The sequence below is a fragment of the Oribacterium sp. NK2B42 genome (assembly GCF_000424445.1).
Classification (GTDB): Bacteria; Bacillota; Clostridia; order Lachnospirales; family Lachnospiraceae; genus Oribacterium.
The window spans coordinates 1-24,906 of record NZ_KE384188.1 but is presented as its reverse complement, the minus strand read 5'-3'; the positions used below and the strand labels follow the sequence as shown (position 1 = coordinate 24,906).

General features: G+C 38.8%; 21 protein-coding genes. 18 read left to right on the top strand and 3 right to left on the bottom strand.

Annotated elements, in window-relative coordinates:
- Window positions 1-1,198 precede the first annotated feature (1,198 nt).
- From G625_RS21640 to G625_RS0116190, 3 genes are all read left to right on the top strand, one after another.
- The gene (locus tag G625_RS21640; RefSeq protein ID WP_029201925.1) at window positions 1,199-3,118 is read left to right on the top strand and encodes a carboxylesterase family protein; all 1,920 of its coding nucleotides are present in this window, start codon (window positions 1,199-1,201) and stop codon (window positions 3,116-3,118) included.
- A gap of 142 nt (window positions 3,119-3,260) precedes the next feature.
- Window positions 3,261-3,524 carry a DUF1294 domain-containing protein gene (locus tag G625_RS0116195; protein WP_029201924.1) on the top strand — a complete coding sequence of 88 codons (264 nt, stop codon included), beginning with the start codon at window positions 3,261-3,263 and terminating at the stop codon, window positions 3,522-3,524.
- Window positions 3,525-3,563: 39 nt separating this feature from the next.
- Window positions 3,564-3,956 (top strand): hypothetical protein, encoded by a 393-nt coding sequence (locus G625_RS0116190; protein WP_029201923.1) that lies wholly within the window; start codon window positions 3,564-3,566, stop codon window positions 3,954-3,956.
- An 81-nt stretch (window positions 3,957-4,037) separates the two neighbouring features.
- Here the strand turns inward: G625_RS0116190 and G625_RS20540 are convergent, their stop codons facing one another.
- Window positions 4,038-5,702 (bottom strand): hypothetical protein, encoded by a 1,665-nt coding sequence (locus G625_RS20540; protein WP_198014930.1) that lies wholly within the window; start codon window positions 5,700-5,702, stop codon window positions 4,038-4,040.
- 350 nt (window positions 5,703-6,052) lie between these two features.
- On the bottom strand, window positions 6,053-8,461 hold the full coding sequence (gene recQ / locus G625_RS20535) for a DNA helicase RecQ (RefSeq protein WP_242826655.1): 2,409 nt from the start codon (window positions 8,459-8,461) through the stop codon (window positions 6,053-6,055).
- Window positions 8,462-8,854: 393 nt separating this feature from the next.
- Here recQ and G625_RS0116170 point away from each other — a divergent pair, with 393 nt between their 5' ends.
- The 3 genes from G625_RS0116170 to G625_RS0116160 all read left to right on the top strand — a co-directional run bounded on the left by G625_RS0116170 (window position 8,855) and on the right by G625_RS0116160 (window position 10,091).
- A complete protein-coding gene (locus tag G625_RS0116170) occupies window positions 8,855-9,397 on the top strand; it encodes a prolyl-tRNA synthetase associated domain-containing protein (protein WP_029201922.1) in 543 nt (180 codons plus the stop codon).
- A 171-nt stretch (window positions 9,398-9,568) separates the two neighbouring features.
- The gene (gene mobC / locus G625_RS20530) at window positions 9,569-9,760 is read left to right on the top strand and encodes a plasmid mobilization relaxosome protein MobC (protein ID WP_049895971.1); all 192 of its coding nucleotides are present in this window, start codon (window positions 9,569-9,571) and stop codon (window positions 9,758-9,760) included.
- 61 nt (window positions 9,761-9,821) lie between these two features.
- Window positions 9,822-10,091, top strand: coding sequence for a hypothetical protein (locus tag G625_RS0116160; protein WP_029201921.1), 270 nt, complete (start codon window positions 9,822-9,824; stop codon window positions 10,089-10,091).
- A gap of 136 nt (window positions 10,092-10,227) precedes the next feature.
- Here the strand turns inward: G625_RS0116160 and G625_RS21635 are convergent, their stop codons facing one another.
- Window positions 10,228-13,962 carry a zinc ribbon domain-containing protein gene (locus G625_RS21635; protein WP_029201920.1) on the bottom strand — a complete coding sequence of 1,245 codons (3,735 nt, stop codon included), beginning with the start codon at window positions 13,960-13,962 and terminating at the stop codon, window positions 10,228-10,230.
- Between the two features lie 338 nt (window positions 13,963-14,300).
- On the opposite strand from G625_RS21635, the gene G625_RS20520 reads away from it, so the two are divergent.
- The 12 genes from G625_RS20520 to tnpA form a co-directional block, all read left to right on the top strand.
- Window positions 14,301-14,492 (top strand): hypothetical protein, encoded by a 192-nt coding sequence (locus G625_RS20520; RefSeq protein ID WP_044933281.1) that lies wholly within the window; start codon window positions 14,301-14,303, stop codon window positions 14,490-14,492.
- On the top strand, window positions 14,476-15,384 hold the full coding sequence (locus tag G625_RS0116145; protein ID WP_044933278.1) for a fructosamine kinase family protein: 909 nt from the start codon (window positions 14,476-14,478) through the stop codon (window positions 15,382-15,384). The genes G625_RS20520 and G625_RS0116145 overlap by 17 nt, the downstream gene beginning before the upstream one ends.
- A gap of 18 nt (window positions 15,385-15,402) precedes the next feature.
- Window positions 15,403-15,735, top strand: coding sequence for an HNH endonuclease (locus tag G625_RS20515; protein WP_044933275.1), 333 nt, complete (start codon window positions 15,403-15,405; stop codon window positions 15,733-15,735).
- Window positions 15,732-16,565 (top strand): YitT family protein, encoded by an 834-nt coding sequence (locus tag G625_RS0116135; RefSeq protein WP_029201918.1) that lies wholly within the window; start codon window positions 15,732-15,734, stop codon window positions 16,563-16,565. Before G625_RS20515 ends, G625_RS0116135 begins: the two co-directional genes overlap by 4 nt.
- A gap of 480 nt (window positions 16,566-17,045) precedes the next feature.
- Entirely contained in the window at window positions 17,046-18,023 is a 978-nt protein-coding gene (locus G625_RS0116130; protein WP_029201917.1) for a calcium/sodium antiporter, read from the top strand.
- 309 nt (window positions 18,024-18,332) lie between these two features.
- Window positions 18,333-19,436, top strand: coding sequence for a [Fe-Fe] hydrogenase large subunit C-terminal domain-containing protein (locus G625_RS20510; protein WP_049895969.1), 1,104 nt, complete (start codon window positions 18,333-18,335; stop codon window positions 19,434-19,436).
- Window positions 19,433-20,104: a GGDEF domain-containing protein gene (locus G625_RS21630; RefSeq protein WP_084152958.1), complete on the top strand. Its 672-nt coding sequence runs from the start codon at window positions 19,433-19,435 to the stop codon at window positions 20,102-20,104. Before G625_RS20510 ends, G625_RS21630 begins: the two co-directional genes overlap by 4 nt.
- A gap of 517 nt (window positions 20,105-20,621) precedes the next feature.
- Window positions 20,622-21,578, top strand: a complete 957-nt coding sequence (locus G625_RS0116120) for a helix-turn-helix transcriptional regulator (protein ID WP_029201916.1) — start codon at window positions 20,622-20,624, stop codon at window positions 21,576-21,578.
- 88 nt (window positions 21,579-21,666) lie between these two features.
- Complete coding sequence (locus G625_RS0116115) at window positions 21,667-22,137, top strand: hypothetical protein (protein WP_029201915.1); 471 nt, start codon at window positions 21,667-21,669, stop codon at window positions 22,135-22,137.
- A 118-nt stretch (window positions 22,138-22,255) separates the two neighbouring features.
- Entirely contained in the window at window positions 22,256-22,870 is a 615-nt protein-coding gene (locus G625_RS0116110; protein WP_029201914.1) for a hypothetical protein, read from the top strand.
- An 11-nt stretch (window positions 22,871-22,881) separates the two neighbouring features.
- Window positions 22,882-24,525, top strand: a complete 1,644-nt coding sequence (locus G625_RS0116105) for a hypothetical protein (RefSeq protein ID WP_029201913.1) — start codon at window positions 22,882-22,884, stop codon at window positions 24,523-24,525.
- A gap of 202 nt (window positions 24,526-24,727) precedes the next feature.
- Window positions 24,728-24,906 (top strand): IS200/IS605 family transposase (gene tnpA, locus G625_RS23670; RefSeq protein WP_044933271.1); only part of this gene is annotated, 179 nt, incomplete at its 3' end.

Genomic DNA, 24,906 nt, shown 5'->3' with positions numbered 1-24,906 from the left:
TTTGATTATAAAAGTATCTGATTTTTTATTTTTTTGAATAAAGTCATTATATTGATTTGTATTTATTGGGTTTTATTTATGCTTTTATTATCTCGTTTTGATATGTTTGTATTTGATCTTAGGCTGGTTTAAATCCAAAGTGGATAACTATTATGGTCTGAATGTATTTATATCAGATTGTTAGTTTTAAACAGCGATATTTTTATTTTGAATATTAATCATTTGCTTTTTATTTTGTCTTGATATTGCTTGACACAATTACTGTATGATTGTGATTTGATTTTGTGTGATGATTTAATTATCTTTCGGGATGAGTAAAGGTAGGAGATCTACTATAGAGTGTGAACTGAGTTCAAGAACACATGTTTGTGAACTCAGTTCACACTCGATTTATCGAATATTGAATCAGATATTGAACCAAAACAACTTTGACATGGTAATTGAATTCCGGATTGATAAATACGAAATGTTTACACTAAATAATGAATGAAGAAAGGATTATTTTACAATTATCTCAAAATACACAAAATAATATTCGTATAATAAATTACAAACAGATCCCGCTCAAATAAATATATAGGTAATATATGTATATAGTGACCAAATAAATTTTAATAATAATAAAGAATATGGATGCGACAAATGTGAACCGGGTTCACAAACGAGTGTTCTGAATATAATAAAATACACATGGTATAAATATAAAACAATTATAAATTTTATAAAATATTTAGTGTAAACGAAAGGGAGACAGGGGCGTGAAACATAGGGCAAGGAGTATTTGGGAAACAAAGAAGGATACAATATAGAGTAAATGAACTATGATTTATATACAATATATAGTATTTGTAAATATTGTGAAACATATTTTTCTAAATCGTGAAACATTATAAATTATATCTAAATATGACTTTAACTGCTTACCTTTATGCAGCTTTTATGATAACCGGAACATTTATCCGGTCAAAAAATCTGTGATATTATAGTGTTGTTAAATGAGTTATGGCATATATAGAAAATGTGGTTTCCGTATTTACCTGACACTGATTACTATCAGCGGCTTATTGAAAGCCGGTGGGCAGAACTTGAACCTGATATCCAGCTTATCCGCAAAGACTGGGATTGTCATTCTTACTAAATGATATCTATTAAGCGGTTAAGAAGTATTGAAATCCGTCTACACGTTCAGGAGAGTATTATGAAAAGATTATTTACAATTGATGATTTCATGGTCGCATTCATTGCTGCGCTGGGTTATGGCTTTGGCGAAAACATCGCATACCTTCTTGGCTGGCCGCAACTCGCATGTATAGCGGCATGTTTTGTTCTGGGAATTGTTCTCGAAGAGCTCATAAGCGCAATCGTCTTCAGTAAGGCTGTCCAGAAAAAGCCAATAAACCGTGTCATTACTTTTGTGGTGATCTTTCTGATTGTCGTGGCTGCCCAGTGTATTTCTGTAAGGTGGATGGGGGTTTCAATGCTTGCTTACATAATGGAAGAGTCCGCATTTGTCATCGGACTTCCCGTTAGCGGTTTTGTAATAAATCTTATCTTGCGTGCATACCACATACGGAAGATCCGAAAGCTTTACGGGAATGGAAGTGAAGGATTTATATTCGATGTGAAAAAAGAAGATATCGAGGAAACCAACATGCAGAACCGGGCTATAACTGGTGAATACGATAAAGACTGCGCAGTAAAGACAAGAACCGGTATCTTCGTCGGAGAAAAGCAAAAGAACGTAATCCGATATCTTGGGATTCCTTATGCAAAGCCACCGGTTGGTGAACTCAGATGGAAGGCTCCCGAACCGCTTCCTTCATCGGAGAATGTATTTGAAGCTGTAAATTTCGGAGCTTCGGCCATACAGGTCGAGCATAGTGGAGTGATCTTAAAGCTTCACAGGCAGAGTGAAGACTGTCTTTATTTAAATATTTTTACAGGAACTAAAAAAACAGGAGGATCAAAAAAACCCGTTCTTGTGCTGTTCCACCACGGCGATTTTACTTCCGGAGGATCTGCCGATCCCCTGCTTGATGGTTACAATTATGCCGGATCCCATCCGGATGTTGTATTTATCAGCTTCAATTACCGCCTTGGTATATTCGGATTTATCGATTTTTCAACTGTCCCGGGAGGAGAGGCTTACCCTGACGCATTAAATCTGGGGCTTCTTGATCAGATTGCGGCACTTAAATGGATCAAAGAAAATATAGCTGCATTCGGAGGTGATCCTGAAAAGATTTCGGTAATTGGATTTGAGTCCGGAGCGGCATCTATCTGTATGCTTACAGCTGATAAGCGTACCATGGGGCTGTTTAATAAAGCTTTTGTATTTTTCGGCAGTCCTGAAATGATATATGACACGCCGGACGGATCACGAATCCTGGCAGAGAATCTGTTAAAAGAGACAAATACAAAGACGATGGATGAGCTTGTCCGGCTTGATACGAGATCATTGAAGGATGCATCACAAAAGCTTTGGAAGGACTTTTGCGGACCGGTCTGCGACGGAACATGGTTTCCTGTTGATCTGTACCATGCCTACCGGGAAGGATATGCTTCAGACATAGATTTCATCATTGGAATTCCAAGTAATGAAACTTCAGTTTTTCGCTCATTTGTCGGGAAAAAGAATTATGAAGTTCTTATATCTGAAACTATGTCCGAGATCAAAAGCAGCATTAATGGTCCGATAGTTGATGCGGTACAGGAATATATCCGGACACAGGCGGATGCTTCAGCTAAACTTGATACAAAGTCAAAGCTTGTAGAAGAGTGGCTCGCCCTTAGTATTTACCGGGTTGCGGTAAGTCTTTCCGAGGGCGGAAGCAGAGTATATGTTATGTACTGGGATGAGAAACCGGTACTCGAAAAGCTGGGTTCTGGGTCGGTTGATGCAGTGGCGACACTCCTGGGAAACAGTAATGGTTTACGTATGTATGGCAGTGTGATGAACAAAGATTTGTCATTAATACTTCAGACATTTTTACTCAAATTTATAAAAGGAGAGTCCATGCAGCTGTATACTAACGAGATCAAGGGGGTTGATGCGCTTAAATGGAAGGCATTTCCCGGGGATCTTACCGTATCGGACGGAAAGATCATGTGTGATTAAGCCCACAACAACAGGATGAACTTCAGGTATCCGTACGTGTACTTGATGAGCGGATACGTAAGCTTAAGGAAAAGATGTACACGGTGTGTTTATGGTACCAGGTTTTATAAATCAGTGATTATAAAAAGGAAATACGTTAACAATGATCGATGTATCAATTCCATATCTGATTGTGATAAATGTCATTGCCTTCCTGTTGTACGGTATCGATAAGGAAAAGGCGCGGAAAGGAAGATGGCGTATCAGTGAGAAAGAGCTTATTCTTGTGGCGGTAATCGGAGGCAGTGTCGGAGCATTTTTCGGGATGCATTTTTTCCATCATAAAACCAGGCATTGGTATTTCCGATATGGTATACCGGCGATAGTTATTCTGCAGATTATATTGGTTGCAGTTCTAAAGAAATAATACTTTTAACCGTTGGAGAATGTCGTAAGGAGGATGATCATGGAATTCAAAAAAGGATTAGGTTGGAAAGCCTGCTATGATGAAGAAAGAAATCTTTATACAGCCGAACGTGGTGGACCGGGCGCCTACAATTTGTATGAAATAACAAAGGAAATATATGATCAGCTGGAAGACGGCGCAAGAGAAATCGATGTTTATAAGCTGATAACTGAGGGAAGGCATCTGTATATGGATGTGGATGACAGATGCGGCCCACCATATACGGTTGTATTCGATCACGATTATGAAAAATTATGTCCATGGGCAAAGGTGATTTCAAGCGGTAAAGTATGGCCGGATGAACTCACGGATGCGGCGGTAGAGATTTTTGAATCTGAGAAAAACAACCGGGAGCAGCGACGTAAAAGGAGAGAAAATAGCGAGAATAGTTAGTTGAAAGGCGGTTCCCGGAGGGGAGCCGCCTTTTTGAACTGAGGTGGGTGATAGTGTAAAAAGATGGGATTGTAGTAAGGGTTAATTCTTTGAAGAATTGTCCTGAGATGTTTCACTGTTAGCTGATGACTGATCTCCGGACTCAGCTGATGATCCGGGCTTTCTGTCGGGTTTACCTGAAGGTTTTTCGCCGTTTTCAGGTTTCGCATGATCGCCGTCAGGTTTTGAACCGGTTTTACCGCTTTCGGATTTTGAGTTGTTACCATCAGGTTTTCCGGATGGCTTTCCTGAAGGTTTTTCACTATTGCCTGACTTCGCATGATCACCATCAGGCTTGGATCCTTTTTCACCCTTGCCGGATTTATCTTTAATGTCGGGTTTTTCAGCCTTGCCTGACTTGCCGTTCTTGTCGGAAGAAGAACTCTTGTAGGCTTCAACGGCTGTTCCGGTTGAACTTGTTCCTTCTTCATATGCAGTTCCGTTAACATAAAGTGTAAAGCCGTTAAGGTCGATGGCATCCTCATCACAGGAAAGACTTGTGATATATGAATCACCGGTAAGCTTCCATGTGGAGTCCTCGGAAATCTCTACGTAAACCGCACCTGCGGCACCGTCGGTATTGATAGCACCTGAGTAAAGAGTGCCGTCATTAAGGTACATATTGAGGGTGGAAATGCTGTCGACAACAGTATTTCCTTCGAATTCCTGCTTTGCTGCAGTGAATGTAACCTGTCCGCCGTTTGAGCCTTCGGAACCCCAGCCGGCTTTTTCGATGCGAAGGAAGTCATCGCTTGCATAAGTGAAGTCAACATCTTCGATATCTATCTCGGCAGTTGTGTTATTGACATAGAATATACCGCCATTCTTGTTAACGAGGGAACCGCCTGTCATCTTAAATACAGCAGTGCCTTCATCGGCATCACCGGACATTGACTGGTAGAGCATTACAGCCTGATAAACATCGGATTTCTTACTGTTCTTCTTTGTGTTATTTGCAGTCATGTTGACATTTTCAAGGGTAACAGAATTCTTACCCTCCACAACAACACCCTGAGCCACATTTGAAACAAGTTCAGCATTCTTTACTGTGATATCTGCTGTTGAATAGATAGCCGGAGAACCGGAGCCGTTGGTTTCATAGTAGCCACCGTCCACGTTTACGGTTCCGCCGCCTCTGTCGGAACGGATAGCCGCCGATGATCCACCTTGGGTGATGATGTCGAGTTTCTCGGCATTCATGGTTCCTCCACCGGTCGTCATGAGACCTCCGGAGTTATTGGAAGCGGTTCTTATGGTAGAATCGGAAATATTGACAGTGGTGCCTTCACCGTAACTGAAGACAGCATTGGCATGACCGCCATCGGTTGTGATCTCGGCATTTTTAATGTTTAAGGTTGCGCCGTTTTCAGCAAATACGGCAGCATTGTCCCCATAGAAATCAGCTTCCTCACTTCCGGATTCGCCGGTCTTATTTACTTTGATGTTTTCGTAGCTAATGTCTTCGCCGTCAGCATGTATGGCATGCCCGCCATCTTCGCTGTTCTCGTAGCTTGACTTTTCTGCAGACTTTTCTGTAGCATCTTCAGCTTCCGTAGTATCGGATTCCGCTTCGGTTTCAGCCTTTGTTTCAGTCTTCTTAGTAGTATCTTCGGATGAAGCAACAGGAATTTCTGTCCCTGCACTACAGCCAACAACATTTGTGGCAAGCATAGATGCTGCCATAAGCATAAGTATTTTCTTCTTCATAGTAGTATCCTCGTTTCTTTCGGGAGTGTATCCCATATAGATGTTGTGTGATATGATCCATAACGATTTAAGTGTTTGCAGGATCTGATATTCACTTCTTACATGACGCATAATACCCCTAAAAGCTTAAACGAGTCTGAAAAATCTGATACCGGAAAATCAAATGATAATTATGACTACACCAATCTGTATGATCCGGAACACCTTGATGATAAGGGACTTGCGAAGGACATCATTAGTTTCCGATAAGAAACTGCTGAAAATCCGAACAACTCTGAAATTGAAAAAAGTGTCTTCAGGCTGAAAAAGCCTGAGGACACTTTTTTATTTTACACAAGACCGGGTATTTATTACAAATTTGTATGAGAGAGTATTCCCGGTAGCTCAACATAATGCTGAACCAAAATACTTTGTATATCAGGCGAATATTTCAGCACATGGTACGCATTTCCTTTTTGACTGATTCTGTCTTCAACGATCACACCGAGATTTTTTCCCTTTTCTGTCGGTATTTTTGAATATGTGTCGTCGGACTCGAAATCACTTGATATGATGCCTTCCTCCAGCAAAATCTCTGTGAGTCTGGTAGCAGGAAGCCGTTTGACATTTTCCCGCTCACATATCCGATTCATCTCATCGCGAATTTCCGATACCGTTTTATATCCGTCATAATTGTAGTTTTCAGCTTCCTCGGGAAAAAGACTGAATTCCTGCTTGGTTTCCTTTTTTCTTACTTTGGTAACGGAAACCGTTGTTTCCTGTTCCGGTGAAACCCTGTCGGTGAGAAGATCGGGATATATGTCTGTATACTCTTTTATGACTTCAAGGAACCGTTTCCCGTATTTCATATATTTGTTGTCACCAACACCTGAAACTCCGAGCATTTCCCGCTGGTTGGCCGGTACCTTGACCGCCATTTCTATCAAGGTTTTATCATTAAAAATGATATACGGCGGCATGTTTTCTTCACGGGCAATCTCAAGCCTGAGCTCACGAAGCTTGTCGAAAAGTTTGAAACCGGAGGATGTAAGTGAACTGATTCCAACCTGTCTTTTTTCAGCCTTGCTTTTTTCAGCCGGACGTTTATCTTCATCTGTGATCTTCACAAGAACCTTGGTCTCGGGATTTTTAAGCTTCCTGATATCCCCCATTTTTAGAACCTGATATGCACCGAGCTGAAGATAACCTTCGAGGATAAGCTGCTCCACCAGTCTCAGGAGAAGACTTTTGTTTGATGAAGAAAGAACTCCGTAGGACTTATAATTATCTGCACCTATCTGCTTTAATCTTGCGGTCTTTGCTCCCAATACGGCATCAACGATGATAGTTCTTCCGAATCTTTCCTTTGCCTCATAAACACAATTGATGATCTTTTTTGCGGACTCGGTCATATCGATGGTTTCAAATTCCCTAAGACAGTTTCCGCAGTCACCGCAGGGCTCCTTTGGCTGCTCCCCGAAATACTTAAGTATATAATTTCGAAGGCACTCCGTGGTATAGCAGTACCTTTCCATGGACTGCAGTCTCTGATTATCCCGTTCTCTTATGTTTTCAAGATCCATGGGATCGATGTCGGCTGTTTCCTTTTTCTCCAGCAAAAATTTGTTAATGACTACATCCTGCGCCGAATACAAAAGGATACACTTTGACTCAAGTCCGTCTCTTCCTGCTCTTCCGGCCTCCTGATAGTAGTTCTCCATGCTTTGGGGCATATTGTAATGGATGACAAATCTTACATTGGACTTGTCTATGCCCATTCCGAAAGCATTGGTGGCAACAATGATACTTGTATAATCATAAACAAAATCATCCTGCATTTTCTTTCTGTCTGATGGGTTCATACCGGCATGGTATTTGCCAACGGATATTCCTTTTTTGAACAGCATCTCAAAAACACTGTCTACATTCTTTCTTGTAGAACAGTAAATGATTCCGCTCTCACCGGGATGGTCTGCAATGAAATCCAAAAGGTATTTATCTTTATCTTTGGGCTTCTCCACCTGGAAGAAAAGATTCTCTCTGTCAAATCCCAAAACCAGAGTATAAGGATTCCTGAGTCCCAGGATGCAGACTATATCTTCCCTGACATTTTTTGTGGCAGTTGCCGTAAACGCACTGATAATCGGTCTCTCATCAAGAAGCTTTACAAACTCTACGATCTTCATGTAGCTTGGACGGAAATCCTGTCCCCATTGGGAGATACAATGGGCTTCATCTACTGTAAGCATTGAAATCCGGATCGATCTTGCAAGATCTACAAATTCATCTGTCATGAGACGTTCCGGTGCCACATATATGATCTTGTAAGCACCTTCTCTTACACTGCGTAAGGTTTCATAAAAGTCACCTCTGGAAAGGGAACTGTTTATGAAAGCAGAAGGTATCCCGGCTTCGTTCAGGGACTTCACCTGATCCTGCATGAGAGAAATGAGCGGAGAGATGACCAGTGTTATTCCCGGCAGAAGCATTGCCGGAATCTGATAGCATACGGATTTACCGGCACCTGTGGGCATAACCGCAAATACATCCTGCCCCTTAAGAATGGAATCTATGATTCCCTTCTGGCCCGGTCTGAAATCATCATAACCAAACAATGCTTTCAGTGCTTCTTCGGGAGTTTTAAACTCCTTTATGGCCGGAGGTTCAGTGATATTTGATGATGACTCGTAATAATCCTCATAGTCATCCTGTTCTTCATAATCCTTCGCCATTTCAAACAAACTATTCCATTGTGAATCATCTATGTCTCTATCGTTCATCCGATCGGTTCTCCTCTATTAACGCATGTTTTTCGCCGTTTATCTCTCACATACAGATGCAGATCTATCCGGTTCCTATTATTGAATAAAGTCAGTACAACAAAACCAACAGGCAGTACCGGCTTAGCCTGGGATTCTAAGCTTTTAGAATCATAACACAGCCCAAAAGATTTTCATATTGTCTGTTTTCAGACCATATAATAAAAAGAGTCTTTCAGCCATCTGGCAAATCTGTATATTTTCGTCGATGTGTTATAACGTACAGTACCGGATATCAAATTCCATATGTACTGATATTCGTGTTTTATATATTTCTGATCTCGTGTAGAATAGTAGGCATTAGCAAAGGAGAAATCATATATAGGGATTCTACACAGGGATGGAGGAAATACGATGGAATTATTTGACGGAAGGCCGGAGAATGTTGAGGGGCGGCTGCCAAGAGAGGTACGCACTTATGATTTTCTGGATTCTTTAGGCATTAAATATAAAAGAATGGATCACGAGCATGCGGAAACAATGGAGGCTTGCGAGGAGATAGACAAAATCATGGATGTTGTGATGTGCAAGAATCTGTTTTTGTGCAATCGACAGAAGACAGCGTTTTATCTTTTGATGATGCCCGGAGATAAGAAGTTTAAGACAAAGGAATTGTCTTTTCAGATAAATTCCGCCAGGCTTTCTTTTGCAGAAGCGGAGGATATGTTGAAGTATCTCGACATAGAACCGGGGGCTGTCAGCGTTATGGGTCTGATGAATGATAAAGATCATGCAGTAAAGCTTCTGATCGACGAGGATGTGCTGAAGGACGAGTATATCGGGTGTCATCCATGTGTGAACACAGCGAGCCTTAAGATGCGCACTGATGATGTGATAAAGAAGTTTCTTCCTGCTGTAGAGCATGAATACATGACGGTTCATTTGGTGGGGGAATAAAACTGAATCGTAATTACAAAAAATTGAACCCGGTTCATTTTTTCCGGTGACTTCAGTAAATGGTAACAGTTCATTCAGTGGGCCAGGAGGACGGGAGTTGGTGGACCATCAACCCCGTCCTCCTGGCCCACCGAATGAACTGTTACGGATGCTCTGAATGGTTATATTGTAGTGCTGGATTTATCAGATGTGAAAGAGGCAGTAAGACTTTTACGCATTAACTCAAACAATCTGAATCAGTATGCCCATAAAGCCAATGCAACAGGCAAGGTGTATCAGGAAGATATTGAACAATTGAAAAAGCAGCATGAAGATATCTGGAAGGTTATGAATGATATTTTGATGCGGCTATCAAATATTTAACAGAAGCTGGCTGTGAGATTTTATTATCTTGCGGCCAGCTTTTTTCGTTAGGAGGAAATATATGGCAGCAACAAAACTAATAGCAATGTATCAGAATAAGGGACTCACCCAGGGAGAAACTTTTGAAGCCAAATGTAAATATGTAGAGAATCCGGATAAGACAGAGGATGGAAAGCTTATCACGGCTTATGCCTGTGATCCTAAAGCAGTAGCTTCAGAATTTGCACTGATGAAAAGAAACTATGATGCATTTATTGGTAAGGAAATACCTGGGGATATTATTGCTTATCAGATCAGGCAGTCCTTTAAGCCAGTGGAGATAACACCGTAAGAGGCTAATAGAATCGGTTATGAAACAGCCATGAGATTTACAAAAGGCAAATAAAAACATAAGTATAGTAAAAGAGATGGAGGGATAATGGAATCTCTCCATCTCTTTTAGAAAAACCGAGAAACTGTAATGAAATTTACTCTCTTCCATCAAGAAGATTGCCCAGGTCTATAAGCCAATCCCATTTGTAATCTTCTTCATTTGCATACCAGTTTCCATTCGGAAGTTCAAAATTAGTAGAACTTGATACTGCAGTACAGCTAAATGTATCCTTACTATCATCGTAGGTATTTATTTCCTTAGATTTTTCATCATCTACCCAATCATACTCTGTGACCTTTTTACCTTTGGCTGAAGCAGATATTGTTTTTATTTGTGCATCTGAAGTGCCTCCCCAGGAAACCTTTATTTCTGAAGGTGTAAATGATTCTGTTATTTCAGATTTCAATTTACCTGCCTTTTTCTCTCCCCAAATGTCTGTATACCACTCTGATGCTTTATAATTGATAGTACCGGGGGAAATCCGAATGGAATCTTGATTAAAATCTATTTCACGTCCACCGGAAGTATATCCATAAGGACCTGAATTTGTCGTGATGGAGTTGTATGTTCCGGAAATAGTATATCCATCAACCCAACGTTCAAGGTTCTTTCCTCTACTGGGATCACCATTCATATATAAAACCCAGTGCTGTTCCGGAACTACAATCTGGAAGTTGCCGTTATTAAGCTGGATTGTTGCATGAATATCTTTAGTGTCATCAGTTTTTAAAAATGAAGAAGAAATAATAGCATCAATTGTTTCTACATGATCACGCTTTCCATAGTCCGGTGTATCAACTGGTTCTCCCTGTGTTTCATTTTCTTCCCTGATATCTTCAGCTTTACGCTTTAATCTCCAGGATACAGAATAAGGTGACCGGACTTCTTTATCATTAACCAAATCATATTGATATTGAAATATCTCAATATCAACAGCTTTAGACTTGTCTTTCCAGTTCACTCCTAAACTACCTAAATTTTTTTCTACTTCTTTGCCTAAGTCATCAGTGGTTTTATTACTGTCTATTATATACTCTTTGCCGGTAATCTTATTTTTAATTACCGTTTTAATTCCGAACAAATATCCTTTTTCAGTAGCCTGTGTAGGTAATTCCGGTACTTTGATCTTTAATGTAGCCGTCTTTACAATTCCCATTGAGTCTAAATCTTCTTTTAATTCTACATTGGGTTTGTCAGGTTCAAACATAACTACAACAGCATAATCAGAGTTTTCCTTCGGTTTAGAAGTGCAGATTAATTGAAGTACTCGATGTATATTTATGCCCATTTGAGAGTCTATATCTGTATCTGTTGGAGAAATATAAAGATTATTATGAACATCAAACTTTCTATAATCATTTAAATTTTCGACCATTCTAGGAATGACAGAAGTGTCCTCTGCCGCAACAGAACGAGGCACAGCATAGATACTATATCTCCTTTTGTCTGTGCTACGATCTCCCTTATCCTTAAGCTTAGTACTCATATCAGCAATGAACCTATAAGATAACAGCGAATAGGGCTGGTTATTTGCTCTGACTATTGAAACCGGAGAATTCAATTTTATCTGATAGTTGAAATTATACGTACTATATAGCTTACTAAGATCAGAAGGTAAATCATATAAATCCTGCATATATTGTAGGTTTAAAATTATATCTCTGTACTCATCACAATATCCTGCCCATAGTTTACTAAATTCTTCATCTGATTCTATTAGATAAGCACTCTTAAGTGATTCAACGATGTTATGGTCATTAACATAACCGGCATTAAGTAATGTAGTCGCTGATGTGGTTTTACGTTTATTCTCACGTAGATAGTCAAGAAAATCACCAAGAGCATACCCGGTACTAACAGAAGGAGTAGTATCGTATTTACCCATTAGCTTATGTGGTTGAGAGTTCAGTTCGGCAGCATAATTAATGGTATGCTTTCTTGATACAAGCCCTAGTTTTTTAAACTCTTCAGATTCCTCATCATGGTTTGGTTTAGTCTTGATCTTTCCATTATTATAATAATAAGTTGCAGCATCAAATTCAAATTGGCTCGCCATCATTTCACAATACTTAAGATTGACAAACCATTGTGTGCCCAGACTCAAAATTCCAAATCCAATATAGTCATTGTCAATCAAGAATCTTTCTTTAACATACTCAGGTTGAACCATGTGCAATGTTTCATGCAGGCATGTCAGCAGCATACTTTCTTTATTTGGCTCACCTATACCTTTTGCTTTATTTCCATCTATAAAGAGTGAGTCAACATTAACCTTCATAAATCCTGAATGCAAATTTTTATAATCCTGAGACCCATAATCCTGTAAATCTGAAAACTCACTACGAGGCAATAGCTGATATTCCATCACATATGATGGCAGTTTAATATTTTGATCCTCCATATAAGCCAAAGAAGTATTTATGGAATCTGAAATGACATTCAAAACTTCCGGAAGTTTAAACTGTGATTTTATAGTAGTTAATTCCTTGTCATTATCTGCATACTCCTGTATAAACTTTAGTTTATCCAGTTTGCTGACTGCTTTCTTACGTTGTTGTGCTCGCTTTATTAGTTTAGCTAATACAGATTCTACATTTTTATCGTCCTTAATCTGACCCTTGATGGCTTTTTCATATTCAGCCTCAGCCTCTGTACGAACTATCTCTACACGTTTTTGATATTCTGTGACCCATTCATTGAACACTTCACTTTCAACATAATTATTATAAAGATTACTACTATACCCGGTATCTAATCTCTCAGATGGCATAGCTACATCTTTATATTTAAAATACATTATATATCTTGGATCTGTCTGTAAACTTAATGTCCCTAAAGGATTCTTAATAAAATAGCTGTTTACATGCCATTCTTTCAACCCCCAAATAATTAACGGAACAGCAACAACTATAGCAACAATTGCCCCGGATAATGTAACTTTTATAGCACATATGGCTTTTATAACGTTTATTACTACTCCAAACACAGAGTTTTGACTGGATGAAACGGTAAGAACTCCTTTTTCTAAGTTTCCGGCTAATTCAATGGGTTCATCTATCTCCGGAACATAACGCACAACAGAAGTGTATGGCTGCAATTCTTCAGGTATACCTAATGTATTTAAATCCAATTCAATTTGAAATTTTCCCGGTAGTACTTGTGTGGACTCAAGCCCGGCATCTATATCAAATGCATATATCAGATCACCTTTAAGTGTATTTGCAACCTGCTGTTCGAATTTATCAAATGTTTCGTCATCAATATCAGTAATCTTAAATTCTCTGTCTTGATCAAGGGCATTTTCGACAGCTTTAACTTGCATTCCATCCATTGGCGAAATGTTAAAAGCCTTGCTTTTTCCGGCTAAAGCTACTTTTTCCAATACACTTGTATCAGGAAGACCATTATAATCTGAAGTCAATGCAGCAACAGGATTATCTTTTACAGGTGGTGAGATTTTCTTACGTAGCCACCCTGGTTTTACTAAACTTGTGAACAAAATAGCAAATACTAAAAGCAATGACACAATAGTCTTTGGTACTCTTTTATTCTTTCTTCTATCGGATTCACTGGTTCTTAAGTTATTTACACCTGAATAAATAGGGTTATTTACATTTGAAGAATTATTAAAGAGATTACCCTCTTTATTGTTCTGTGTAAGATGGTATCCACAATAGGGGCAAAAAGATGCTGTAGCATTTATTTGTTTGCCACAGTTCCTACAAAATTTCTTAATAATAGTATTATCAATTAAAGGTGAACCACAGTTATAGCAGAATCTTTTATCGGATTCATTATATTTCCCACACTTTGGACAATTCCTTCCCATATGAATGAACCTTTCCTTCCCATATGAATGAACCTTTCTTGTCTTCTTGTATATAATCATTAATGTTTATATATTTATATCGACGTCCCTGTATTGTTTTATAATGTCTCAACCAAACCCCACGGTCTAAAGACCCGGCTTTTTAAGCTGAGACATTATATTAATGAGTGTCATTTGCTCGGGAAAATGTATTTTCCCCCTTGACATCATGTAATGGACGCCTAAAAGCCTTATAATTATGCAATAAAGATAGTGTAAAATGCTGATAAGGGTATCCGTGGTGATATCTGTGGGGGGCTGTAGTTGATACAATTATTTCAGAGAACAGGAGAAGGAATATGCCATTCATTTCAACAAAAACAAACGTTACGGTAACAAAGGAAAAAGAGAAACAGCTCAAGGAACGCCTTGGACAGGCTATTTCAATCATTCCTGGGAAGAGCGAGAACTGGCTTATGCTGGCAATCGAGGGAGATATTCCTATGTACTTTGGTTCAGATGATTGGGGATGGAATGGGAACAATTTCTGATAAAGTACATGTCTGCAACTCGTTAAAAGAGGCTGTTTCATTAGTCTCAGGGAAAGACGTTTCTGTAGAGAGAAAGCAGGCAGTTCACGGTGGCGATGCCAATGATGCCTATAAGCTTTTTCTTTCTAATGGAGAAGCTCTTTTTCTGAAAGCGAACATTATTTCAAACAAAGATTTCTTCAGAGCTGAAGCTGAGGGAGTAGATGCCATAAGGACAACAGGAACCATCAGGGTTCCGAATATCCACGCGATTGGCATAGATGATGGCTATTCGTTTCTTTTGATGGAATTTATCGAACGAGCTGTGACAGTGCATGACTTTTGGGAAAAGCTTGGCACAGGTCTTGCTGCCATGCATAAGGCGGATGTATCATCTTTTGTGACAGATGGGAAATATGGCTTTAATAGTGACAATTATATCGGTGCCGGCAGGCAGAAGAACACTCCAAAGAGCAGCTGGATAGAGTTTTTTTCTGAATGTAGACTACGACCACAGTTTGAGCTGGCGTCAAGATACTTTGACGGAAGTTTCGTCAGAAAGACAAATTGGCTTCTTGATAACCTGGACAGATTCCTTTATGAACCTGAGAAACATTCTCTTTTGCATGGGGATCTGTGGGCCGGTAACTTCATGTCGGATGAAACGGGGCAGCCAATGCTGATAGATCCGGCGGTATACGTTGGGTGTAATGAGGCGGACATTGCTATGACTGAGCTGTTTGGAGGCTTTAACAGAAAGTTTTATGACGCGTACTTTAAAGCCATGGGAGTTATCCCGGGCTATGATGATAGAAGGGATCTATATAACTTATACCACCTGACAAATCACTTGAATCTCTTTGGAAGTTCGTATTTGTCGGCGGTCATAAGGACGATTGAGAGATATTGTTAAGAGATATCCGGAGGATGTATGAGAGTCCTTAAGCAAAGGAAAACGGAAATCAAACGTATTCTTCTAAGTAAAACGGATGGAGTTTGTGCTCGTTGCGGAAGGCCTATTACCTTGGAGAAGACAACGATAGAACATTACGTGCCAAATTACAGAGGCGGAGCAGATGACGAAAGAAATCTACTTCCGCTATGCAAGAAGTGTAATAAACAGAAAGGCTCAAAGATAGTGGATGCGAAGGAGTACTATCCGTTTCTTAAGAGCAAATACTGTTTAGATGCAGATAAATATAAACTTGGTTGGGAAAGTGTAACTGAATGGGCAGAAATGACAGAAGGAAAAAAAGCTAAATGAAGAAGACTCAAGGAATACTATCATATATCTTTATTATACTTGGAGCCATAATGGCAAGTTTTTCGGTTGCTTTGATATTGCTTCCAAATGATGCTATAGACTATGGAACTGCCGGTGTGGCCATCATTATCAGTAAGCTTACCGGACTTCAGCTGTCACTTTGGATGATTGCAGTTTTCCTGCCATTTTTGATCGCAGGTTACATTTTTCTTGGAAGAAGTTTCACTATAAAAGCCGCGGTTGGTTCCATCGTCTACACTTTGGGGCTTGTGTTTTTTGAGCATATTCTATTTGAGTTAAATACTGAACACTTTCTAGCGGTAGCTTTCGGTGGAGCAATACTTGGCTTCGGATTATCATTAATCCTCCGCTATGGCGGCTGTATAGACGGTTCAGAAATTCTTGCGAATATCATAGTAAAAAAACTATCCGATAAGACAGGAAGAAACTACAGCATGACACCGGTGCTTCTGGCGTTCAATGCTCTTGTGTACCTCACGGTATTTGTTGTGATAGATGCAACAGCCGCACTTCTAAGTCTTCTTGTATATGTTGTTGCCACAAGCGTAATAGACCACTATACTGATCATTTTGAATCAATCAAGCAGGTTACCATTATTACCCAGGATCCTGATGGAATAATAAGTGATATCAAGAGGCAGCTCAATAAAACCTGTACTATCATGAATTCCCGGGGTGCCATTGCAGGAGAGAATACAACATTATTCTGCTATATAAGCTATTTTGAACTGTCGGTGATGAAAGAAATTATATCAAATCATCCAGGGAGCTTCAGTACAGTATCGACCATCGATGAGATAATAAGATAATATCGTTCAAGAACCGGTTCGCCGGTTCTTTTTTTTGGTCGTGAATCGAAGGTCATCCATCTTAAACCGGGTCGCTCCGACGGAAAATCTAAAGCAGAATCTCTAAGCGGCTTTGATCTACAGAGCCCTCCGGCTGAACTGTTACCACTATCTATCGCAATTATATAATCATTTTCGGAACAGTGTTGACAAGTGCCTCTTCTGTGGTTTATATTCTCTGACAAGTCAAAAGGGAGTAGCTTCCACATGATTTATGTTGTGTCGCATATTTCGTCATTACGGGCATTTGCCCCGGAATATGTTTTATTAGCGAGACTTTTACTGCAAACAGCAGTAGAAGTCTCTTTTTTGTGCTAATGATGAGTCTATGGTGCTTTTTAGTCTATGGAATTTTTTTCATTAGAACAAAAATGACTTCAGCAAATGACACTAAGAATACTGTGTGAGGCTCTGGACTGTTTTTTATTTTCAGGAGGAGAAATGATTATAATCTATATTTTGTTTTTGGCCGTCGGCATGTTCGCACTTATCAAGGGAGCTGATATTTTCGTAAGCGGAAGCTCATCCATTGCCAAAATGTTCAATGTATCGTCACTGATAATAGGACTTACCATTGTAGCTCTCGGAACCAGCTTGCCCGAACTTGCAGTCAGCACATCTGCAGCCCTTCAGGGATCCAATGAGATAGCAATCAGCAATGTTGTTGGTTCAAACCTTTTTAATCTTCTTGCCATACTTGGCATATGTGCTGTAATGAAGCCTGTTTCTGTAGAAAATGATGCGGTTACGAGAGATATCCCTTTTTCCATCATCATTACTATCCTTGCACTTTTTATAAGCTGCTGGCCGATACTTATAAATGGTGGTTTTGTAAATATAGATGTATCTCAGAATGCCGGAACCGTAACAAGAACAGGTGGTTTTATTTTCGTGCTTCTGCTTGCCGCATATATTGTAAATCTGATAATAGCTGCAAAGAAAAGTAATGCTGAATCTGAAGAAGCTCCTTCTTATAGTCTTTTAAAGTCTATAGCCATGATTGTTTTCGGAATAGGAACAATCATTCTTGGAGGACAGATAGTTGTATATTGTGCTAAAGAAATAGCAAAAGCAGCCGGTATGTCTGAAACACTCATCGGATTAACGGTTATAGCTTTTGGCACTTCTCTTCCTGAACTTGTCACTTCTCTTGTTGCGATAAAGAAGCAGGAGGCAGCCATGGCAATCGGTAACACTATCGGGTCAAACATTTTCAATATTCTTTTCATACTGGGTGTCTCTGCAATTATTAAGCCTGTGAATGTGAATATTGCTTCCTGCATTGATCTGATCATTCTAGTATTAGTGACTATCGTTGTTCTTGTTTTTGCAAAATCTGACAGAAAGATATCAAGAATTGAAGGCGGACTGATGATTCTGATGTATGCGACAGATATGGTTTATGCAATTATCAGATGATGATTTTATTTTAAAACATTACTACTCTGACTGCTCTCACGGGCAAGCCCGTGGGAGCAGTCAGTCCCTTTGTCATAGACATCCGCTTGACTATATCCGTACATGCAGTTTTTTGGCGCCAGCCAAAAAGGTGTCTCGCCCGGCGAGATTTCCGGACGCTTTTTCCTTATTTGCGTCCGGAAACCTTCAGATATATATTAGAGCATGATTTACTCATTGTCACTGATTCAGATAATATGTATTATAGAATCATATATACGGGTTATATCCCGGATCCGGAGTTCCGGTATGTTTTCGGAGGTTAGACGAATGGAGAAAAAGGGGCTTATTTTTACCAATGACAATTGTATAAGCTGCAATAAATGTGTAAGAGTATGCACTTCTCCGGGAGCCAGCTTCGTTCACATTGATGGAATCTCAACGGTAGTGCAGATTAATGAAGAAAGATGTATATCCTGCGGGGCATGCTTTGCCCTCTGTGAGCATAATGCCAGAGACTATCATGATGACACGATAGATTTTTTTGAAGACCTTAAAAGGGGTGAAGACATCACTCTTTTACTGGCACCGGCATTTAAGGCCTCCTATCCAAGGGAATACGGAACTATCCTTGGCGGGCTCAAAAAACTCGGCGTTAAAAGGATCATATCTGAGGCTTTCGGTGCTGATATCTGCACATGGGCTTATCTTAAGTGTATTACTGAAAAAGGCCTTGTAGGAAAAATCTCCTCCCCATGTCCTGTAACCGTTTCTTATATTGAACACTGCATGCCGGAACTGATTGACAGCCTCATGCCTGTATACTCTCCACTGCTGTGTGCGGCTATTTATTGCCGCGAGGTTCTGGGCATTAAAGATAAGCTGGCATTTCTTGGCCCGTGCATTGGCAAAAAATATGAAACCGATGATTACATGGACAGCCCTGTACATTATAATGTAACATTCCTGAAATTCATGGAATATGTCCGCAGTCATAATATTACAGGTCCCGATGTAACTGACGAGATCGAACACGGTCTTGGTTCTTTTTATCCTGCACCTGGCGGACTTGCGGATAATATTCGCTGGTTTATGGGTGATGATGTACCTGTCCGGGTTGTATCCGGAAAAACCTTCCTCTATGGATGGCTGAAAAAGAATAAAATAGGCATCAGTTCAGGGAATACCCCTTTCATGCTGATTGATGCCCTCAACTGTCAGGAGGGCTGTATAGAAGGAACCGCTTCAGAATCGCAGCGTTTTTTAGAGGATGCTGCATTTATGCCATTAATAAAATACGAAGAAACAGCAAAAAGACAGAAGGGAATTCACCATGGAATCCGGAGCTCACTCCCAAAGAGAGACTTCATAATCTTAACGAGCAGTTTAAGGATCTTGACCTTTCGCATTATTTACGCAGCTTTACTGATATGAGCAATCAATGTAAATCTTTGATTCCCACAGATGAGGAGGCTGACAGAATATTCAATTCGATGCACAAGACAACAGCCGCATCACGTCATATTGATTGCTCTGCCTGTGGATACTATTCCTGCCATGATATGATGGTTGCTATTTATAACGGATTCAACATTAAGAAAAGCTGTCTCCATTACCAGATGGATGAGGCTTTAAGGCTTGAACGACTTTCCATGAACGATCCTCTTACCGGCATCATGAACAGGAGCGGTCTGAAAAACGTCCTTACACATCAATACGGAAACAAATCTCTGACCGTGATTGCTGCCGATATCAATGGACTAAAAGAGGTTAACGACAACCAGGGACATGAAGCAGGTGACAGGCTGATAGTAACCATTGCAACCTGTCTCTCAGAAGTATTCGGGAACAGCCATGTTTTCAGAACCGGTGGTGATGAGTTTATCGCTATCCAGTATGATCATTCTGAAGAAGAATGTATAAAGTCCATAGAACAGCTTCGGAAAATTATGTCGAATAAAAAAGTCAGTGCCTCACTTGGATATGCATTCACCCCCTGCTACAACTCGGATTTTTCAAGATTACAGGACATTGCTGATAAACATATGTACGAGGACAAAGAATACTTTTACCGTATGACAGGAAAAATCAGACGTACTTGATTTACTATTGTATATAAATTTGTGGCTTTTCCATTTATTTATGACATACAGATGCAGCGCTGCTCTGACCGTCTCATTCACACAGATTATCAAAGAACCGGCTTCCTTAAGCCGGTTCTTTTTCTTTTAATAGGAAAGTGCATAAATTAGATATTTGTAGCATCATATGTTTGCTCAAAAAATAGATGTAACAAAGGCTTTATTTTATTAATATATTGTTTAACTAATTATTCCATGAATGTATACAAAGTGACTTAAATTCCTTTGTATGGTGGTTTCCGCTATAAGTCATCAAACACCTCCATCAATCACGTATACAATATTCATTCCCATAACAAGCAGCATAATATAATAGCAAAATTCGCCGATAAATACATAGAGTATGGTCGTAGTTCTAAAGTATTTATTTTTACGAAATATTTATAAACAGCACTTTTACTTGGACACAATGTGACCAACAAGTTCGGTATACTACTTATAGAATCACTTAAACTATTTATGATAAGAGAATATCTATATGTGTGAAAATGATCAGAATAAGAGCAACCGAGTTTTATACATTTATTCGGAACTCTTAAACGACAAAGTATTAAAGAAAAAGGAACTTGTGGAAAAGTTCCATGTCAATGAAAAGACAATACAACGTGACCTTGAAGACATAAGGCAGTTTCTTGATAACCAATTTGTGAGCGAAGATGTTCATAACGACCTTGTCTATGATTATAAAGACCGTGGATACCGCTTCGAGCATATCAGCAAGATGAAGTTTTCAAACGACGAGGTTCTGGCCATATGTAAGATTCTCCTCGACAGCCGGGCATTTAGAAAAGATGACATGAAAACCATTCTTGATAAACTTTTGGATTGCTGTGTTCCAAAGGAAAGTCAGAAGATGGTGACTGATCTTATATCTAATGAAATATACCACTACATTCCACCGATGCATAACAGTTATTTCCTTGACAAGATGTGGTCAATTGGAACAGCCATAAGAGATGGACTAAAAATACAGTTTTTCTATAAAGGCATTCAGGGAAAGACTGGTCACGAACGTACAGTGAAACCATTAGCGATAATGTTCTCAGAATACTATTTCTATTTGGTGGCTATTCTTGAGAATGTTAACCGCCAAACACAATTTGATAATCCTGATGACATAAATCCAACAATATATCGCATAGACAGAATAAAGGATTTAAAGATAACTTCCGAACACTTCTTAATTCCTTATAAAGACAGATTCGAAGAAGGAGAATTCAGAAAACGAATCCAGTTTATGTTTGGAGGCAAACTCAAACGAGTGAAGTTTGAATACTCAGGATATTCAGTTGAAGCAGTTCTTGATCGACTACCGACCGCAAAGATCCTTAGTGAAGATGACGGGAAGTATGTGATTCAGGCAGAAGTATTCGGAGAAGGGATAGATATGTGGCTGAGGAGTCAGGGGGATAAGGTGAAGATACTGAAATATTAACAATAGTTATCAAAAGTGCATAGTTAATTTGATGCGATGACAGGAAGTTAAGCGGATTATTAGATATCCATAATATGAGGAAAAGATAATGTTTGAACATATAAAAAAATTTTTCGAATATAATAATCATCATGTAAATTCAGCTGCTAACCTTGAAAAATTGGTAGTCGCGAATAATTTTAAAGATGCAATATTAGATAATATGCTTGACGGTAAATTCAAGGATGAATTTAACAAATTAATAAACAGTAAAAATATTTCTAGAGCTGAAATTTTACGTCGAACAGGCATCTCCGGAACTTATTTTGATGAGCTAAGAAATTATGCACTAAAGAAAAAGGCATCACCTTCAAGAATAAAATTGATCAATATTTGTTTAGCTATTGACGCTGATTTTGACGAAACTAATCATATATTACAATGTGCTGGACTCTCGCCTCTTTATTCACGAATAAAAATGGATACAATTATTATTTGGGGACACGAGAATAATAAAACAGGTATGGAAATCAGAGATATGATTCTGGAAGAATGTGGTGCTGATGTTTTTGATTCTTAAATACACCGCTGACAGCTGTATACAACTAATAAGCAAATCATGTATAACAATCCTATAAATAACCATATAGAAACTAAATATAGAATACTGATATGAAACTATACGAGGAGGAATGAAGATGTTTGATATCAACCCCAAATCACTAATAGTAGTATGCAAAAATGAGGATGAACTTGTACTTAATCAGCTAAGGAAGTTTGTAGAAACAAACGAAGATGACATAGCAAATAATGAGATTATTAGCACAAAAGATGATGGTTTTGAAATCGTTCCATGGAATGAAAAGATGTGGTTAGATCAAAAAAAAGCGGGTGTTATAAATGGAAATAATGTTCTTTTCATTGGAATAATAAAAGGCACAGATAAATTGGAGCCTATTATTGATGTTAAATATGATAAATGGGGAATTAAGTATGGATGGGCTGGGAAACAAGCTTTGATAAATGTTGACACAGATTATGTTAATGATAGAGCACATTATGATGCGTTTTTAAAGGAATTCAAAAAAACATTCAGTAAATATGCTGAGAATAAAAATCTGAAGAGAAATGAAGGTTTTTGTGACAACCCTAAAAAAATAGTGCTTAAGGGGCTTGCATATGGTCCATTTGGATTAGGTTTATCTTTGTTTGTGGATTATTTTAAAGATAAGTCTAAATTACGTCAGCAACTATTACTTTATGGTATATCTGAACTGTATTACAATGACTTGAAAAACTTTATGAAAGTTTAAGAGGACATATTATGGATAATTCCTTTAAGGCAGGATGGGATTATACATCAAAGCAATTAGGTGCTGGTATGGCAGCACAAACGAGCGAGAAATTCATTTCAGCCATAGATGAGTCCGTTTGCAAACTAGTCGATGAAATGAATGTTCTTGGTAAGAACGGATTAGAAACTAAACAATTAAAAGGATTTGTCGCTGAGCATTGGCATGCTGGAACTTTCAATATAAGAGCTGCATTACGTGAGTCAAGTAATCGTGCCACTGTTGAAGGAAGTATAAGACATGCATCCGTTGATGTTTCAACAAATTTTGGGAGTGACTACAGTTTAAAATATATCCGTACAGCAGAAGCGAGCGTTGACTCTCAAGCGAAAAATGTCTTACAAGCATATCATGAATATCTAAGAAAACCTCGTAAGGGAGAAGCTATTTCGTTAGCAGAATATCTTGAAAAATATGGGTATGCAAAAAATAAGAATATTGGCAAGCTTATATCTGACTATAAGAAAGTTCTTGAATCAAACAAGGATACAAACTTAACGTTAGAACAATATATAAAAATACATGCTGGTGAATATGATATCAAGACTCTTTTAATGTCTGTTTATAATGGGCAACATAGATTAATACCAACAGATCAGCTCAAAAATGCAATTAGTTATCTTAAACAAGAGATAGCTAAAGAGAGCAGTAAAGAAACTTCTAATCGTTCTGCAGTTCTTAGAAATTACAAGGAAACATTGGAAAAACTTGTTGACAGAATTTCTGATGGCGAAGGAACAGAATCAATTCCGTTAACAAAAGGAGAGGCAGAATCCATTGCCGCACTTGTAAAAGAGGGGAAGTTTGAACCTGAAGACTTTGGGCTAAAGCTCAGTGATGTTGTAACAGAGGAATATATTATACATCAAGCTTTAAAAGCTGGATATACCGCTTCGGTAATTTCTTTGACAATGCAGCTCACACCAGAAATATTTAAGGCTATTGATTATTTGATAAATAACAAAGAGATTGATCTAACTCAGTTAAAAGAGGCTGGAACCAAGGCAATCTCGACTAGTGCTGAGGGATTTATTCGTGGTTCTATATCGTCAGCCATTACAGTATCCTGTATGACTGGAAGACTAGGAGAACAATTCGTCAGAGTTGATCCGAGTGTGATAGGAGCATTGACTGTTCTTGTTATGGATGTTGCCAAAAGTAGTTTGTTGGTTGCAGTGGGAAAGATGACTCCGCAGGAAATGGGACAGTTAATAACAAAAGAACTAATAATTTCTTCGGCAGCTCTAGCTGGTGGAACTATAGGGCAAATCATAGCGCCAGAACTACCTGTTTTGGGCTATATGCTGGGGAGCTTATTAGGAAGTTGTGTTGCGGCTGTGATTATAGGGGTTGGTGAGAATTGTTTGATTTCATTTTGCATTGATACAGGATTTACTTGTTTTGGCTTAGTCAAACAAGATTATAAGCTTCCAGAAGAAACTCTTTCAGCAATGGGTCTGAAATTAACACATATACATATTACAAAAATTAAAAGAACTAATCTTAAAACTACAAGAATCAAAAAGACTGAATTAAAAAAGACAAAATTAAAGACAGTGAAATTAACAATGGTGCGACGAGGTGTTATTGGAGTAAATACTATTGGATATAAATAGAATAAAAAATACATATAAGCTAGTCTGATAATAGATGAAATTAAACTAGCTCTCTTTGAATGAAACAGTCTTAATCCCCCAGCTGAGCTGGGGGAGCAATAAAAGCGGAAGCGATAAACGGAGTAACATAAACTAAAACCTCCGGTGTACAATAAGTGCAGGTCTAGCAAACCACACTAATTGAAACGGAGGATTAGGTCCAATGGACAATCAAAGTTTATCACATAGCAAGTATAATTGCACATATCATATCGTGTTCATTCCGAAATACAGACGTAAAGTAATGTATGGAAAACTACAAGCGGAGGTAGGACAGCTATTAGGAAAAGTGTGCAAGATGGAAGGCGTAACAATAATTAAGGCGGCTACAATGACAGATCA

Bases quoted from the DNA above. Each gene is read 5' to 3' on its own strand.
- G625_RS21640 (WP_029201925.1), top strand. From the start codon at position 1,199: ATGAAAAGATTATTTACAATTGATGATTTCATGGTCGCATTCATTGCT.
- G625_RS0116195 (WP_029201924.1), top strand. From the start codon at position 3,261: ATGATCGATGTATCAATTCCATATCTGATTGTGATAAATGTCATTGCC.
- G625_RS0116190 (WP_029201923.1), top strand. From the start codon at position 3,564: ATGGAATTCAAAAAAGGATTAGGTTGGAAAGCCTGCTATGATGAAGAA.
- G625_RS20540 (WP_198014930.1), bottom strand. From the start codon at position 5,702: ATGAAGAAGAAAATACTTATGCTTATGGCAGCATCTATGCTTGCCACA.
- recQ (WP_242826655.1), bottom strand. From the start codon at position 8,461: ATGAACGATAGAGACATAGATGATTCACAATGGAATAGTTTGTTTGAA.
- G625_RS0116170 (WP_029201922.1), top strand. From the start codon at position 8,855: ATGGAATTATTTGACGGAAGGCCGGAGAATGTTGAGGGGCGGCTGCCA.
- G625_RS0116160 (WP_029201921.1), top strand. From the start codon at position 9,822: ATGGCAGCAACAAAACTAATAGCAATGTATCAGAATAAGGGACTCACC.
- G625_RS21635 (WP_029201920.1), bottom strand. From the start codon at position 13,962: ATGGGAAGGAATTGTCCAAAGTGTGGGAAATATAATGAATCCGATAAA.
- G625_RS20520 (WP_044933281.1), top strand. From the start codon at position 14,301: ATGCCATTCATTTCAACAAAAACAAACGTTACGGTAACAAAGGAAAAA.
- G625_RS0116145 (WP_044933278.1), top strand. From the start codon at position 14,476: ATGGGAACAATTTCTGATAAAGTACATGTCTGCAACTCGTTAAAAGAG.
- G625_RS20515 (WP_044933275.1), top strand. From the start codon at position 15,403: ATGAGAGTCCTTAAGCAAAGGAAAACGGAAATCAAACGTATTCTTCTA.
- G625_RS0116135 (WP_029201918.1), top strand. From the start codon at position 15,732: ATGAAGAAGACTCAAGGAATACTATCATATATCTTTATTATACTTGGA.
- G625_RS0116130 (WP_029201917.1), top strand. From the start codon at position 17,046: ATGATTATAATCTATATTTTGTTTTTGGCCGTCGGCATGTTCGCACTT.
- G625_RS20510 (WP_049895969.1), top strand. From the start codon at position 18,333: ATGGAGAAAAAGGGGCTTATTTTTACCAATGACAATTGTATAAGCTGC.
- G625_RS21630 (WP_084152958.1), top strand. From the start codon at position 19,433: ATGAGCAATCAATGTAAATCTTTGATTCCCACAGATGAGGAGGCTGAC.
- G625_RS0116120 (WP_029201916.1), top strand. From the start codon at position 20,622: ATGTGTGAAAATGATCAGAATAAGAGCAACCGAGTTTTATACATTTAT.
- G625_RS0116115 (WP_029201915.1), top strand. From the start codon at position 21,667: ATGTTTGAACATATAAAAAAATTTTTCGAATATAATAATCATCATGTA.
- G625_RS0116110 (WP_029201914.1), top strand. From the start codon at position 22,256: ATGTTTGATATCAACCCCAAATCACTAATAGTAGTATGCAAAAATGAG.
- G625_RS0116105 (WP_029201913.1), top strand. From the start codon at position 22,882: ATGGATAATTCCTTTAAGGCAGGATGGGATTATACATCAAAGCAATTA.